Source organism: Pseudomonas sp. 5C2 (genome assembly GCF_034314155.1).
Lineage (GTDB): Bacteria > Pseudomonadota > Gammaproteobacteria > Pseudomonadales > Pseudomonadaceae > Aquipseudomonas.
Genome location: NZ_JAVIWH010000002.1, coordinates 1564586 through 1577692, shown reverse-complemented (window position 1 = coordinate 1577692; position 13107 = coordinate 1564586). Strand labels below are relative to the sequence as shown.

The following is a 13107-nucleotide window of genomic DNA, read 5'->3' as shown; positions in this document are numbered from 1 at the left end:
GGTGGCCCTGGGAGACGTGATGAGCAAGCTTCAGCAGTGGTTGAACTCGCAGGGTAGCACCCCGCTGTGGGTGGTCTTCTGGCTCTATGGCGTAGTGCTCAGCAATGTACTGTTTGGCCTGATCCTGATGGCCTTTAATCAGGTTGTCACGTCTCTGTTTGGCCTCATGTTGCTAAGTTTTGTGGTTTATACCGCTTGCGTGCTCAATGCTGTATGGCGCAATGCGGATAATGTCGGTGAGCCCATGTACGGTCAGATCGCTCGCTTTCTAACGGTGGCCTGGTCGATCAATGCGGTACTGGTTTCCGGTTTTCTCTTCCTGAGCCACCTGAATGCAGTGGTTTCCCCACTGCCGTTTCCCTTCTAATCCACAATAATTCAAGGCCCGCAATGCGGGCCTTGGACATTTGCTCAAATCAGCCGGAAGCAGCTCTTCGGATGTGCCTGCAAAATCAGGGGCGATTCACTGTGTGAAAAATCCGAGTGGAGCGTTCGCCTGCTGCCGCTGACCCCGTTATCTTCATGCACGCGAACTGTCGAGCCACTCCACTGACGTGCGCCAGGCGCAGATGCCCAAAAAATACGCTGACATCGCGAGCCACAGCCCTATCACCATCGGGTTGCTGGAGGGATGGTTTACAACCAGCGACAGGCTGCACAGTAGCCAAATGGACGTCACTGCAATGTTGATGGGCATGAACCGACGGACGCGGAAGGGGTGAAGGAATTTGATCCGGGTCAGGGTCAATAGTGCCAACCCGATAATGGTGATCAGCGTTAGCCAGGGCGTTGGGGAGATGATGTAAATACACAGGGTGACGACGTTCCACGCTGCAGGGAAGCCTTGAAAGTAGTTGTCCTTGCTCTTCATGTTCACGTTGCAGAAGCAAAAGAGCGACGACACCAGGATTAGCGATATGGTCAGCAGCAGCGTGTAGTCCGGCAGCGGGATATAGCGATAGATGAACAGGGCCGGGATAAATACATACGTCAGGTAGTCGATGACAAGATCCAGGACGGACCCGTCGAAACCCGGCAGTACGGATTGAACATTGACCTTGCGGGCCAGCGCACCGTCCAGTCCATCCACTATCAGAGCGACGCCTAACCACAGCAGGCAGGCTTTAGGTTGATTCTCGAATAATGCGATGGTCGCCAAAAAAGCAGTGACCACGCCGGTGGCGGTAAAACCATGGGCGCCCCATGCTTTGAGTCTGGCTATGCGTAGAGTCGATATCACGGGGACGTTCTCCAGGAAGTAAAGCAGTCCGGTGACCACCCTCGACGGGGTCACCGGAAAAGCAAGCTAGGTTGCAACTATCGACCGGGTATCCGGTGATAAGGTTCACCGGCAAGACGTATTTGGGGCTGCGACTCACTTTGTGGCTTGGCAGGACAGTACTTCTAAGCGGTGTTGCTCGCAGTGGCTGCGAGCGGCAAACAAAAAACTCTACAACTATGGCGTGGCTTCAAGGGAAGCCGGTCGAAAGGTCTCCCGCGGTTCGCTTTCGACCTCGGGCCTTACTCTTTGCCGCTTTCGATGGCGCGCTGGGCTTGCTCCAGTTTCTCGATATCGGCTTTGCTTAGCTGAGGCCGGTCGATCTTCAGGGTGATCTTGTTCAGCTTGCCGGTGAAGGTGAACGGCGGCAGATAATCGGCGTCGTTGACCCCGGTGAGGGTGTCAGAGCCGATATCCAGACTTTCGTCCCATGCCAGGGTGAAGGGCAAACTGTGGTCCATTTTGTGTTGATCCGCCACCTTGCCATCCACCTTGAGGGTGCCCATACCGCCGCGACCGACACCGGAGAAATTGTTGAACCCCAGAGTTTCAGCGCCCAGGCCGTCGTACTTGAAGTCGAACTCCAGCACATGCTTACCCGGCGTGAGTGCGTCGGCACCTTCCCAGCGCACTCGCTCCAGATCGATCAGGTTCCACAGGAACACCGGTTTACTCTTCAGGACATAGAAACCGTAGCCGGCGAAGCGTCCGCCTTGGGTGATCAGCATGCCTTCGGCGCCGTTTTGCGCAACCTCCACCTCGGCAGTGAAGGTGTAGGAGGTATTCAGCACGCTCGGCGCGTCACCATTGGGCGTACCAATCAGCGGATGGGTCCAGGTAAACATATTGCGCCCGGCTGTAATGCTCGGTCTCGGGGCGATCATCCGTGGCAGTACCGAGGTATCCAGCGGCAGTACCTGATACTTGCGCGCCTCGTCCATAAACATGGCCTGCATCTGCTTGAGCTTTTCGGGATGTTGCGTCGCCAGATCGGTGGACTGCGAGTAGTCCTCGTTCAGGTTGTACAGCTCCCATTCCATCTTCATCGGATCGGTTGCTTTGGCGGTCATGTCCCACGGTGCCCGCACGACCTTGGTACTGGCGATCCAGCCGTCGTGATAGAGAGCATGGTCGCCCATCATCTCGAAGTACTGGGTCTTGTGGGTAGAGGGCGCTTCGGCGTTGGCCTTGTCGAAGGTGTAGAGCAGGCTGGTGCCCTCGATCGGTTTCTGGACAATGCCATTCACCAGCTTTGGCGCACTGATGCCGGCGGCCTCCAGGATGGTCGGTACGATGTCGATGACGTGGTGGAACTGGGAGCGGATGCCGCCCTTGTCAGTGATCCGCGCAGGCCAGGAAATCGCCATGCCCTGGCGCACGCCGCCCATGTGCGAAGCTACCTGCTTGACCCACGTGAAGGGCACATCGAAGGCCCAGGCCCAGCCAGCGGCCATGTGGTTATAGGTCTGGTCGGTGCCCCAGGCGTCATAGAATTTCTTCAGCTGCAACTCGACCGGTATTTGCACGCCGTTGAACATGGCGACTTCGTTGGGTGTACCGAACATCTGCCCTTCAGAGCTGGTGCCATTGTCGCCAGTGATATAGATGATCAGGGTGTTGTCCTGCTTGCCCATATCCTCGACAGTCTGGATCACCCGGCCAATCTCGTGGTCGGTGTAGGCCTCATAAGCGGCGAACACCTCAGCCTGGCGGATATACAGCTTCTTCTGGTCGGCGCTCAGGCTGTCCCATTCGGGTAGCAGATCTTTTGGCCAAGGCGTCAGCAGGGTATTCGGCGGGACCACGCCGAGCTTCTTCTGGTTGGCGAAAATGGTCTCGCGCAGCTGGTTCCAGCCGCCGTCGAAGAGGTGCATGTCGCTGATTTTCTTGATCCACTCCTGCGTCGGGTGGTGCGGCGCGTGGGTGCCTCCGGGCGCGTAGTAGACAAAGAACGGTCGGTCCGGCGTCAGCGCGTTCATGCGTTGCATGTAGTCGATCGCATCGTCGGCCATCCCCGTGGTCAGGTTCCAGCCGGGCTTGCCCTCGAACGGATAGATCGGTGTGGTGTTGCGGAACAGGTTGGGTTGCCACTGATTGGTGTCACCACCGACAAAACCGTAGAAGTACTCAAAGCCCATGCCGGTTGGCCACTGATCGAAGGGGCCGGCCTGGCTGGCCTGGAAGGCGGGAGTGTTGTGATCCTTGCCGAACCAGGAGGTGTGGTACCCATTCTCCTGCAGTATGCGGCCGACAGTCGCCGTGTCCTTTTCAATGACGCTGTCATAGCCGGGATAGCCGGTGGCGGCTTCTGAAACAGTCCCGAAGCCGACCGAGTGATGGTTGCGTCCGGTAATGAGCGCTGCGCGGGTAGGCGAGCACAGTGCGGTGGAGTTGAAGTCGTTGAAGCGCAGGCCGTTGGCCGCGATGCGATCCATGCTCGGCGTCGGGATCACCCCGCCAAAGGTACTGGACACACCATAGCCGGCGTCGTCGGTGATTATCAGCAACACATTCGGCGCGCCCTTGGGCGGGACTATCGTCGCCGGCCAGTAGGGTTTTGAGCTTTGCGCGATGTCCGTGATCGAGCCCTCGAACGGCAGGTCGGGCGGGGGTAGCTGCTGCCCGGAAATCACTCGGGTGGTGCTGGTTGCGCCGGGGGGGCCATTGAGTTGATCGGCGTGTGCGCAGCCGATGAATACACCGAGGCCAAGGGCGAGGCATCGTAGTAAGGGGTGGACAGTTCGCCGAGCTGAGGTTGAACGAGGGACACTCATCATGTGCTCCGGTGCGGGCATGCGCCGCTACGTGTCGGTTACTGCTCAGGCTGATGATAGCTTTTGGTTCAAATTTGGCTCGGGTTGTCCTGTTTTAACCGACAGCCGTAAGCCTGATCAATCTCGCCGTGCGGCTCGCTGGCGCTGAAGTTCTGGCGCTGTCTGTAACCCGTATGCCCTTTGACAAGAGAGGTACGGTGTCTATAACTGATCCTGACGTCAGAAAGGCTGAGCAATGACCTCAGCCTGAAGGAAACCAAGGGGCGCACAAATGCTTGTCAGGAAACGGCGCTGGGGCATTGCCATAGTCGCAGTCGGGGTAGTGTCTGCCTGCCTGGCTTTTGCTGTGAATCAGTACATTCGTGGTCCATCGCCTTTGACGCTGGGTGATGGGAAAAATGGCCCTTTGGATATGGTCTGGATTCCTCCCGGTGAATTCTTGATGGGGAGCGATCATAAGAAGGCGCGACCCAATGAGGGGCCTGCCCATAAGGTTCGACTCGATGGTTATTGGATTGACCGCAACGACGTTACCAACGCAGATTACGCCCGTTTTATTTCTGAAACACATTACGTGACCACTGCCGAACGCAAACCCAAATGGGATGATCTGAAAGTACAGCTATCACCTGGTACGCCAGAACCGGATGACAGCGTCATGGTGCCCGGGGCATTGGTTTTTGTGGGCGCAGACAGGCCAATCCCCCTGAATGATTTCAGCCAGTGGTGGGCGTTTGTCCAGGGGGCTGACTGGCGCCACCCGTCTGGCCCCGACAGTACAATCGAAGGCAAGGAAACCCATCCGGTCGTTCAGGTTTCACATGAGGATGCAGAGGCGTACGCAAAGTGGGCACACAAGCGCCTGTTGACCGAGGCTGAATGGGAATACGCCGCAAGAGGCGGGCTGGAACAAGCGGACTATGCATGGGGGAGTGATTTCACGCCGGGCGGCGAAAAGATGGCCAATACCTGGAATGAGGTACAACCGTTCCCTGTTACAGGGTCCCGCAATAAATTCAAGATTGGCACCCAGCCTGTAGGCAGTTACAGGCCCAACGCTTATGGGCTGTACGACATGTCAGGGAACGTTTGGCAGTGGATCGCCGATTGGTATCGCGCTGATGCGTTCAGAGTAGGGCTCAAGCTTCAGCCGGCTGGCGAAGTATCGTTTAACCCGATGGGTCCGCTCCAGAGTTATGACCCGGCACTCGGGGTAACAGCCAATGCACCGCAGCGTGTGATTCGCGGTGGATCTTTTCTTTGCAGTGACAGCTACTGCACGAGCTTTCGAACCAGCGCCAGGCAGGGGGCGGATCCGATGAATGCCATGTCGCACCTCGGGTTTCGCTTGGCGATGAGTAATGATCAATGGGGAAAAAGCCGCTGAATGCGATACGCAGGCGCGAAGAAGGTATCGCGGTTTATCAACGCGGTAGCGCCGCAACGACGTTCTGGCGGCTGGGGGAGGGCAGAGGGCAAACCGCGCAACACTTTGTTAGCGTGAAGACACGTTATGATGAGCCCGCCCGGCGCTGATCCTTCAAGTCACGGGCACGCCTTAGTCCCGGAGTCAGATACGTAATGTCCACCATCACCCTCTTTGAAACCCCGCCGCCCGAGTCCATCAAAAGCCAGATTTTGCAGATGGTCGTCGATTACGTAACCGACATTAGTATGGTGGCGATCGCACCGAGCAATCCCCTCTACAACCTGTATCAATACGGTATCGGATACGAGGTTCATCTCTATCTGGACGCTATGGACGGCTCCAAAGGTATTCCGGTCGAGTTGATCGTAGCGTTGGATGCTCAGGACCCTTGCGCAGTCGTCGGCTTCTTGCTGTATCTGCCAGTGAAGAACGATCCAGAAGCCTGTGCAGTGGCCTATATGGCTGTGCAGGCAAGTCACCGACGTCGGGGTGTTGCGCGCGCGATGCTGCAGGAAATGGTCGGTCGATACCCTCATGCCGAGCTGGCCTGCTTCGTTGCCAAGGTGCCGTATTTCGAGTCAATGAGGTTTCAGGTTGTGGGCGTGCGCGGTCCTCAGGTGCTCATGAATACCCGTGACCACGGTACGGACAGCCTGTTGGCGGTGCTGGACGTAGCGCCTATCTATAAAACTGTGGAGGTGCGGCAGATTCATACTTATCTGCTTCAGCAACATGGGAAAAAAGCGATGGTGGATGCCGAGAAGCAGCGCGACCGACATCTCGACCAAATGACACGTCACGCGAAGGCCTTTGTGCTGGAGCGTCTTGGAGAGGCTGCGGCGCAAAACAGCGGGCGTGGGCCACGCGTGCTCTAGGATGATGCGTTCAGGCACTCACTGCGAGCCGAACATAGCCGTCCAGTAAATCCCCGCATCACTCTTCGGATCAACCGCATAGGCTGCGCCCAGCTCGCGGAATTGTGGGTTCATCAGGTTGGCGCAGTGACCGGAGCTGGCGAGCCAGCCATCGACCACCTTGCGCGCGATGTCCTGCCCGGCGGCAATGTTTTCGCCGATTTGCTGACCGACGTAGCCTGCCAGTTCAGCCCGGTCGCCCGGTGTGTGGCCATCGCGGCCTTTATGATCAAAGAAGTTGTTGTTAGCCATTGCTCGGGCATGGTTCTCGGCTGCCGTCGCGAGCATCGCGTTCCAGGTCAGCGGTGTCGTGGCCGCAAAGGATTGGGCGCCGCACTGGCGCGGCCGCGTGCGTGCGGTGTTGATCATTTCGAGGAGCTTCTGTCCTTCCGCTTGCCAGTCGCCCAAGCGCCCAGCCAACATCGGACGCGCCAGCACGATGCGCCACTCACGGCCCTCCTGGCTCACGCCGATATCGACGAATTGCGGGTCCAGCACGACTTGGCAAAAGCTCTCTCGCACAGCCGTCATGGCCGACTGCGCATCACGCGGCCCGGACAGGCTGATCGCCTGCACGTTGACCATCGGATAGGTCGCCCGCGCCAGCGCCTGCTGCAGGTCTCCGACACTATTGGCGGGCAGGACCAGGCGCGGATCGGACGCTAGCGGTGGCAACTCCTGGGATGCCTGGCCCGCGCAGCGCTGCACTTGGCTGCGGTAAGCGTTGATCGACTCGACCAGTTGGGTGTCCTCGGTCGCCACGGCAGTGGCGGCGCACACCAGGCCCAGGGACAATGCGGCAATACGCATAACGGATGATAGGACGCGCATGGAAGTCTCTCTTTAACTGACTGCGCCCATGATGCGCGATTTCGCCCCACCTAGCGCAACGCCTTTTCACGTCGAACCGAAAATGTTTGGCAGATGCGACATATTTCGCGTCAGGTGACATCAAGTCAAAGGGTCAATCGTATTCCGCTTCCTGATGCTCTCCCAACAGACGCCGCTGACGTGGCGAGGCCGCCGCCAACACTATGGGGTTGAAGCGCCAGTGCAGATAGGGCGCGAATTTCTGCGCCACCATGCGCCGGCCGTAGTGCACCTGCAACAGGTAGCGCGTGCGGTCGAGGGTTTGGTTGTTGCTACCTGCGTGCCACAGTTCGCTGCGAAACATCAGTACGTCCCCGGCCCGGCACAGCACCGGCTGTGCAGTACAGCCTTGCCACTGGTTTTCACCGTCAGTCGGCGGACGCCCGGCCCGGTGGCTACCCGGGATAACCCGAGTGGGGCTGAGGTCTGCATCAATATCGTCGAGGTAGAGGTGCGCGGTGCAGATCTGCATCGGCAACTCGAACGAGGGGTCGCCCAGCAGGCTTTGCGGCAGCTCCATCACCAGGTAGTCCAGATGCAGTTCGGTACCGACGAAGCCGGGATGGCAGCGCCAGGCGGTCTGGCCGATGATGTGGCAATCGGTTCCTAGAGCAGCCTCGGCCAGCTCGATGATCCCGCTCAGGTCGAGAAACGGCAGCCACAACGGGTCGCGGTTGAACACGCACTTGTAATGATCGAGCAGGCCGCTGTAGTCCCAATGCTGCGGGTCAAGGCAGTCGATAGCCTTGCGCAGCGTGGTTATTTGCGAACCCTCCAGCACTCCGGGCAGCAGTACGAAGCCGTCTTGGTGCAACGCCTCAAGACGGCTGGCGGTCATTGATGACAATATCTCTGTGGCGGTCATGTCGCGCCCCCGGAAAACGCAGATAGCGCCAACTCATACTGGCACTGAGGGCTTTTCACCAGTGGCCGAGTGGTCAGCTGACAGCAAAAGCGTAGCATGTAGTCTGTTGGAATGATTTGACCACTACATGAGTCAAGAAGGTTCGACTATGCGCCTTATAGGGATAGCAATCTGCTTCGCAATAGCCCTTCTCGGGAAGCCGGCGATTGCGGCTGACCAAGAGCAAAATAAAGAAGCGGCGGTGGACAAAGCCCAGGTCCTGGAGCAGAAAGCTGCAGAGAAGGGGAGCGCGACACCTGCGCCCAAGGCCGAGGCCATCACGCAACCTGAAGCGCAGGCGGTCGATCCCGTAGGGAAAGCACCTTTGGACGATGCAATTACCTGTCTTGCACGCTCCGTCTACTGGGAAGCCAAAGGCGGGGCCTCTGCCGACATGGAAGCCGTCGCCAGCGTTGTCATGAACCGACTTGGCCATGAGGGTTTTCCAGATACGGTGTGCGCGGTGGTCAAGCAAGGCTCTGAAAAGCATGCCTGTCAGTTTTCGTGGTGGTGTGATGGGCGTTCGGATCAGGTAGAAGAGGACGCTCCTTATGCGATTGCCAAGGAAATAGCGCGAAAAGCGCTCAACCAAGAACTCACAGACCGAACCCACGGCGCTATGTATTTCCACGGCAAGAACGTGTCGCCCGACTGGGCCAAGGACTATATCAAAACAGCCGAGACCGGGAAGTTTCTCTTCTATAAGCCTCACGATGGCACAGCACGATAGGCCTTGGCTGAGCAGACAATACCTATCCGAATGGGCGGGGCGGGCGTCTACGAAACCAGAGGCCATTCGGCCAGCGGTCGATAGCGGCCTTTGTGCGACTCGAATAGGATGAGGTGTCTGGCGCTTAGGTGAAAGTCTGGTGGAGTGTTGGACTCAGGGACAGGTGCTCGATAGTCCCGCATCAAGGTCAGGTGAGGGCGAAACTCACGGGCGGCGTCCACAAACCCAAGGGGTAACAGCGCCTGTTGCAAGGCATAGACCAGCTGGCGTAAAACCCGTGGCGACTGTGCTGGAGCGAGTAATAAAACGTTGGATTGAGGCCATACATCCAGGCGGTCGAGAGGTACAGTCCACGGCCTGCCTGGCGTTCTAATCCGTGCGGCAGCGGCGCAGATGTCCGGGATTTGACTCACAGCAACAGAGCCCAGAAACATCAGCGTCAAATGAAAATTTTCCGCAGGCACTGGGCGTCCGCCGCTTAGCTCAAGAGCGCTTCGCCATTGGGCGATGGCCCGGCGTTGTGCATCTGCGCAGGGCAGGGCGAAAAACAGACGCTTGAGCGGTTCGCCTTGCTCACGAGCTTCACGACCCATGCCTTGCCCCTCCAGGTCGCAGTTTGACTTGGTTGAAATGAGTGCCATTTGATCACTCACGATAGCGCAAAGCATCCGGTCAGGCTCACGCTACCGTAAGGCCCAGGCCGGACAGCAACATCCCGGCCTGGGCTCTCGAGATGATCGATCCCTTGAACAGCTTGGCGTCAGTCAGCTTCAGCCCTTGAAGACTGGTATCGCGCAGATCCGCATTGTCGAACCGCGCACCGTTCACTCGGGCATTGGCCAGGCTGCCACCGACGAACACCGCATGGCGAAAGTCGGCATCAGTCAGCTCCGCATCGGACAGATCAAGGTTGTCGATTTCCGTCTTGTAGAACGAGAACCCCGGCAAATACGCGCCAATAAGAAGCGTATCGCTGAACGTCATGCCAAGCGCCGACACTTGGGTGAAGTTGGCTTCGGTCAGCTTACAGCCGGTGAAGCTTGCCTGATTCGGCTCAGTGGGGAGGGTCGTACGCCTGCGGCGCTGTGCTGCATGTTGGTATCCAGGGCAAAGCTGTTAGCATGCTGGCTTCAAGCCATCATGGCGTGTCATTCGGAAAAGGAGTTTGCCCCCATGTCGCAAAACATCAGCATCGCCGTGATCGGCGCAGGCCGTACCGGCTCACCGCTGCTGCGTGAACTGCTGCAGTATGACTACATTCAGGTTCTCGGTGTCGCGGACCTTGATCCCAACTCCACCGGGATGACCTTGGCCCGCGAGCAGCAGATCCCCTGCTTCTCGGACCCGATAGCGATGGTCGAGGCCGTTGGCGAGGTGGATATCCTGGTTGAGGTCAGTGGTGATCGGGACCTAAAGGCAAAGATCAAGCAGCACTACGAAACTGCGGGCAACCGCCACACCATTATCTTGCATGACCTGGTGGCGCGGCTGGTGATTAGCCTCTGCGATCGTAGCCCGACCCTGGTGCCATCGCGACATCCCGACGATCACGGTATTGGCTGAGGGCGCGCGTTACGGGTAGAGATCCACCCAAAGCTGACGCCCAGGCTATGGAAAGTAAATCTACCCCGTTTTCCCGGGATCGATAAACCGGACAATAGCCTTACTCCTTGAGTGTTTTTTTCAGGTAGTAGCGCTGGTGTCCGGGCGGGCAATCTTCCAGCACGCCCATTATCTGGAAGCCCTGCTTCTGATAGAAGTCGGGCGCCTGGAAGCTGTAGGTGTAGAGGAACAAGCCCTTACAACCCCGACGTTGCGCTTCATCCTCTGCTCTCTTCAGCAACTTACCGCCTAGACCATGGCTGCGCAGGGTATCGTTCAACCAAAGATAGTCAATGTAGAGCCAGCCCATCCCGAAATGGCCGAACATGCCTCCTATTACCTGGCCGCCCCTATCGCGGGCATAGAGCTGGAAATCCTCGTAGGCGTAGGGGCCTATCTGCTCCACATTGAAGCGTTCCAGACCTTGGCGCACCACAGCCATGGCCTCGGCATCAGCGCCTAAGCTGAAACAGTAAGGGGTATCGGTCATAAGTTCTCCTGTGCGGCGTTGTCGGCAGAAATCAATACGCGGCATGATTGTAAACGCTGGATGGCGATGCTGCTTGCGCGACGACTCGCTTGCAAAACGCCGCGATCTCCAATGGATTGATCGGCCGACACGACTAATCCCCCTCGCAACTGATATTCACCCTGCAACTTTCCCGCAGGTTGCGCTCATGCATCAATAACCATTAGGGTTGACGACAACTGAGTCGCCCGGCGTGAATTACCCAAGGAGAGTTTTATGTCGTTCACCATTAATTCAATAAGTGCCGCCGACACAGACCAGGCCGCGGCGGCCTTATGTGAGTTGTGGCCGCGATACTCACCGGCTGAGATTACTTCGACAATCGACGAGTTACTTCGCCCCAATGGCTACAACCTTGTCGGGCTTTGGGAAGATGGTTCGACCTCAGCTGTAAGTGTATTGAGCTATAGGATTCAGTTTTCTCTCTGGTTAGGAAAGTCTTTCTACATAGTGGACATTGCGACCCTGCCTCAGTGGCGCGGCAAAGGCCATGCCTCGAAATTACTCGATTGGGCTGAGGCCGAAGCAGTGCGCCTGGGTTGCTCGGCCGTGCATCTTGACTCTGGGGTTGGCACGGATAGGAGCGCAGCTCATCGACTCTACATGCAGCGCCACTATCAGATTTCCTGCCATCACTTTTTGAAACGGCTGGCCTGAAACGGCCTGTGTTTTTCTAGCCTTCTGAATGAACCGCACGGGCTGTGTGAAAGCGCACAGCTTGGTGATTGGGGGTAACCCGGTCATTTGATGAGGGGCAGAACGTGATCTCGTGTCAATGGCGCCAGCTCCAGGATCAGGGGTTGGTGTGCATCAACCCACACAGCTTCCTCGATTTCGGCAGCGGGTATGACATCGCCCTCGATCCTGACCTCGAACAGTTCGCAGCGTACTTCGAAGCCAGGTTCGTTGGCGGCGGGCGCGCTGAATCGCCCGAGATACCGGGTGCTTGCAGAATCGATGGTTATTCCCAGTTCTTCATTCAGTTCACGCACCAGGGCCTGCTCCGGACGTTCGTTGGGTTCAATCTTGCCACCGGGTTGCATGAAGGCGGTGGTGCCGCGTTTTCGCACCAGCAGGGCTTTCCCTTGTGGGTTGAGTAAGAGAGCGGCTGCAATGTGGATAACGCTTGGCATGTCATGTCCCCTTGGGTAAGCACGATCAGAGCAACATTGCTCAAGGCGGGTGTTGATTTTAAAAATTGGAGTTTTGCAATATTCAGGGTGAATCGTCGGATTATTATCGTTATCTGAGTTGTAAGTTTTTAAAAAAGAGGTTTCTCTTTAGTCAGTTGATTATACATCTTTACTCTTCGGTGACTGCCCGCATAACCGCCCATGGCTGAAATTGTCCCACCCTGGATATGATCAAGGTAGCTGAATATTTTCCGTGGGGACAAAAAAACAATCTGATATCCCCACGCGGCCATTCTATCTTGTAGTTCATAGCCGGGGTTGCGGTCGTCCGTCAGGAAGTGCAGCCCGTGCTTTTTAATCAATCGCACATTCCACAGGGTACAAAAGCTCTTTAAATGTTTTTCTCTGAACGGTTTCGGTTCTTTTGCGTTCAGGCCCAACGCTCGCAAGCTACGCCGAACGTAGTGTTTGATAAAACGGGTAGCCAAGCGCCAGGCCGATCGACCCATGCCTCGATTCAACTGTTCTACACATCCAACAGCCGCAACCTCACGTGGACCCGTACACTGGCCGATCATCATGGAAAAAACATTCAGATCATAAATGAGCGTATCGGTATGCAACAAAAATACGTATTCAGTATCGATCTTATCCAACGCAGTATCCAGCGCCCGACCGTGGGCAACGCTTCCGGCCTCAGGCGTGGTTTTTTTGCGCTCAATCAGGTTGATCCAGTTCAACGTGCGCAGGTACTCACTGCTCGCGTCGTCCGAGTAGTTATCCACGACCCAGACGGGTGTTCCAGAATCTTGCAACCCCTGGCGCAACAGGTCCAAACACGCCTTGGTAAGCTCAAGTGATTTGTAATTAACCAACACAACACTGTAGTTTGTCTTGGTTGGAGTGGAATGGGACATTGTTCGTCAAACCTCTATCACTTTAT

At 57.0% G+C, this 13107-nt stretch carries 15 protein-coding genes; 6 read left to right on the top strand and 9 right to left on the bottom strand.

Annotated elements, in window-relative coordinates; genetic code table 11:
• Positions 1-19: 19 nt before the first annotated feature.
• The gene (locus tag RGU44_RS07920; protein WP_322179056.1) at positions 20-367 is read left to right on the top strand and encodes a hypothetical protein; all 348 of its coding nucleotides are present in this window, start codon (positions 20-22) and stop codon (positions 365-367) included.
• Between the two features lie 153 nt (positions 368-520).
• On the opposite strand, the gene pcsA is transcribed toward RGU44_RS07920, so the two are convergent.
• Together pcsA and RGU44_RS07910 are read right to left on the bottom strand one after the other, a co-directional pair.
• On the bottom strand, positions 521-1240 hold the full coding sequence (pcsA, locus tag RGU44_RS07915; protein ID WP_322179057.1) for a phosphatidylcholine synthase: 720 nt from the start codon (positions 1238-1240) through the stop codon (positions 521-523).
• A gap of 281 nt (positions 1241-1521) precedes the next feature.
• Positions 1522-4053: an arylsulfatase gene (locus RGU44_RS07910; RefSeq protein WP_322216550.1), complete on the bottom strand. Its 2532-nt coding sequence runs from the start codon at positions 4051-4053 to the stop codon at positions 1522-1524.
• Positions 4054-4399: 346 nt separating this feature from the next.
• On the opposite strand from RGU44_RS07910, the gene RGU44_RS07905 reads away from it, so the two are divergent.
• Positions 4400-5440: a formylglycine-generating enzyme family protein gene (locus RGU44_RS07905; RefSeq protein ID WP_322179059.1), complete on the top strand. Its 1041-nt coding sequence runs from the start codon at positions 4400-4402 to the stop codon at positions 5438-5440.
• Positions 5441-5634: 194 nt separating this feature from the next.
• A complete protein-coding gene (locus tag RGU44_RS07900) occupies positions 5635-6357 on the top strand; it encodes a GNAT family N-acetyltransferase (RefSeq protein WP_322179060.1) in 723 nt (240 codons plus the stop codon).
• A gap of 18 nt (positions 6358-6375) precedes the next feature.
• Here the strand turns inward: RGU44_RS07900 and RGU44_RS07895 are convergent, their stop codons facing one another.
• Both RGU44_RS07895 and RGU44_RS07890 read right to left on the bottom strand, forming a co-directional pair.
• On the bottom strand, positions 6376-7227 hold the full coding sequence (locus RGU44_RS07895) for a CAP domain-containing protein (protein ID WP_322216547.1): 852 nt from the start codon (positions 7225-7227) through the stop codon (positions 6376-6378).
• A 133-nt stretch (positions 7228-7360) separates the two neighbouring features.
• A complete protein-coding gene (locus RGU44_RS07890) occupies positions 7361-8131 on the bottom strand; it encodes a phytanoyl-CoA dioxygenase family protein (RefSeq protein ID WP_322216545.1) in 771 nt (256 codons plus the stop codon).
• Between the two features lie 148 nt (positions 8132-8279).
• On the opposite strand from RGU44_RS07890, the gene RGU44_RS07885 reads away from it, so the two are divergent.
• On the top strand, positions 8280-8900 hold the full coding sequence (locus RGU44_RS07885) for a cell wall hydrolase (protein ID WP_322183137.1): 621 nt from the start codon (positions 8280-8282) through the stop codon (positions 8898-8900).
• A gap of 47 nt (positions 8901-8947) precedes the next feature.
• Here RGU44_RS07885 and thpR read toward each other — a convergent pair whose 3' ends face one another.
• Both thpR and RGU44_RS07875 read right to left on the bottom strand, forming a co-directional pair.
• Positions 8948-9493, bottom strand: a complete 546-nt coding sequence (gene thpR, locus RGU44_RS07880; RefSeq protein WP_322217789.1) for an RNA 2',3'-cyclic phosphodiesterase — start codon at positions 9491-9493, stop codon at positions 8948-8950.
• 85 nt (positions 9494-9578) lie between these two features.
• Positions 9579-9884 (bottom strand): pentapeptide repeat-containing protein, encoded by a 306-nt coding sequence (locus RGU44_RS07875; protein ID WP_322179063.1) that lies wholly within the window; start codon positions 9882-9884, stop codon positions 9579-9581.
• Positions 9885-10073: 189 nt separating this feature from the next.
• Here RGU44_RS07875 and RGU44_RS07865 point away from each other — a divergent pair, with 189 nt between their 5' ends.
• The gene (locus tag RGU44_RS07865; protein WP_322179064.1) at positions 10074-10463 is read left to right on the top strand and encodes a hypothetical protein; all 390 of its coding nucleotides are present in this window, start codon (positions 10074-10076) and stop codon (positions 10461-10463) included.
• A 100-nt stretch (positions 10464-10563) separates the two neighbouring features.
• Here the strand turns inward: RGU44_RS07865 and RGU44_RS07860 are convergent, their stop codons facing one another.
• Positions 10564-10992, bottom strand: coding sequence for a GNAT family N-acetyltransferase (locus RGU44_RS07860; RefSeq protein ID WP_322216543.1), 429 nt, complete (start codon positions 10990-10992; stop codon positions 10564-10566).
• A gap of 255 nt (positions 10993-11247) precedes the next feature.
• Here RGU44_RS07860 and RGU44_RS07855 point away from each other — a divergent pair, with 255 nt between their 5' ends.
• The gene (locus tag RGU44_RS07855) at positions 11248-11688 is read left to right on the top strand and encodes a GNAT family N-acetyltransferase (protein ID WP_322179066.1); all 441 of its coding nucleotides are present in this window, start codon (positions 11248-11250) and stop codon (positions 11686-11688) included.
• Between the two features lie 83 nt (positions 11689-11771).
• Here the strand turns inward: RGU44_RS07855 and RGU44_RS07850 are convergent, their stop codons facing one another.
• Both RGU44_RS07850 and RGU44_RS07845 read right to left on the bottom strand, forming a co-directional pair.
• Positions 11772-12164, bottom strand: a complete 393-nt coding sequence (locus RGU44_RS07850) for an NUDIX domain-containing protein (RefSeq protein WP_322179067.1) — start codon at positions 12162-12164, stop codon at positions 11772-11774.
• 128 nt (positions 12165-12292) lie between these two features.
• The gene (locus RGU44_RS07845) at positions 12293-13081 is read right to left on the bottom strand and encodes a glycosyltransferase family 2 protein (protein WP_322179068.1); all 789 of its coding nucleotides are present in this window, start codon (positions 13079-13081) and stop codon (positions 12293-12295) included.
• Positions 13082-13107: the final 26 nt, after the last annotated feature.

What these genes read in the sequence shown, in the direction of transcription:
- RGU44_RS07920 (WP_322179056.1), top strand. Translation starts at nt 20, where the DNA reads ATGAGCAAGCTTCAGCAGTGGTTGAACTCGCAGGGTAGCACCCCGCTG.
- RGU44_RS07910 (WP_322216550.1), bottom strand. Translation starts at nt 4,053, where the DNA reads ATGAGTGTCCCTCGTTCAACCTCAGCTCGGCGAACTGTCCACCCCTTA.
- RGU44_RS07900 (WP_322179060.1), top strand. Translation starts at nt 5,635, where the DNA reads ATGTCCACCATCACCCTCTTTGAAACCCCGCCGCCCGAGTCCATCAAA.
- RGU44_RS07895 (WP_322216547.1), bottom strand. Translation starts at nt 7,227, where the DNA reads ATGCGCGTCCTATCATCCGTTATGCGTATTGCCGCATTGTCCCTGGGC.
- RGU44_RS07890 (WP_322216545.1), bottom strand. Translation starts at nt 8,131, where the DNA reads ATGACCGCCACAGAGATATTGTCATCAATGACCGCCAGCCGTCTTGAG.
- RGU44_RS07885 (WP_322183137.1), top strand. Translation starts at nt 8,280, where the DNA reads ATGCGCCTTATAGGGATAGCAATCTGCTTCGCAATAGCCCTTCTCGGG.
- thpR (WP_322217789.1), bottom strand. Translation starts at nt 9,493, where the DNA reads ATGGGTCGTGAAGCTCGTGAGCAAGGCGAACCGCTCAAGCGTCTGTTT.
- RGU44_RS07875 (WP_322179063.1), bottom strand. Translation starts at nt 9,884, where the DNA reads ATGACGTTCAGCGATACGCTTCTTATTGGCGCGTATTTGCCGGGGTTC.
- RGU44_RS07865 (WP_322179064.1), top strand. Translation starts at nt 10,074, where the DNA reads ATGTCGCAAAACATCAGCATCGCCGTGATCGGCGCAGGCCGTACCGGC.
- RGU44_RS07860 (WP_322216543.1), bottom strand. Translation starts at nt 10,992, where the DNA reads ATGACCGATACCCCTTACTGTTTCAGCTTAGGCGCTGATGCCGAGGCC.
- RGU44_RS07855 (WP_322179066.1), top strand. Translation starts at nt 11,248, where the DNA reads ATGTCGTTCACCATTAATTCAATAAGTGCCGCCGACACAGACCAGGCC.
- RGU44_RS07850 (WP_322179067.1), bottom strand. Translation starts at nt 12,164, where the DNA reads ATGCCAAGCGTTATCCACATTGCAGCCGCTCTCTTACTCAACCCACAA.
- RGU44_RS07845 (WP_322179068.1), bottom strand. Translation starts at nt 13,081, where the DNA reads ATGTCCCATTCCACTCCAACCAAGACAAACTACAGTGTTGTGTTGGTT.